We start from the raw sequence: 231 nt of genomic DNA, 5'->3' as shown, positions 1-231 counted from the left end.
GGCTGACGGAGTTCAAAACCTTGTAGCTACTCCGGCTGGAGGTACTTGGGGTGGTGCTACTACTGATGGTACTTTCGACCCTTCAGCGCTTGGGGTAGGTACTTACAATGTTACCTATACTACCGATAATGGTGCTGGATGTATTCAAACTGTTGATATTGATATAATAGTGGATGATGCATGCGCCGGCGAGGTTGCTCCAACTCTTGACCCTGCTGGACCTTTTACAAC

Annotated in this window: 1 protein-coding gene; it reads left to right on the top strand. The window is 48.1% G+C overall.

Annotation, left to right across the window (positions count from 1 at the left end; translation table 11 throughout):
- Nucleotides 1-231 (top strand): hypothetical protein (locus RM520_RS15290; protein ID WP_311388579.1); only part of this gene is annotated, 231 nt, incomplete at both ends.

This window comes from Croceitalea vernalis, from assembly GCF_031846405.1.
Classification (GTDB): Bacteria; Bacteroidota; Bacteroidia; order Flavobacteriales; family Flavobacteriaceae; genus Croceitalea; species Croceitalea vernalis.
The sequence above is the reverse complement of the archived record's forward strand: the minus strand, read 5'-3'. Positions and strand labels throughout refer to the sequence as shown.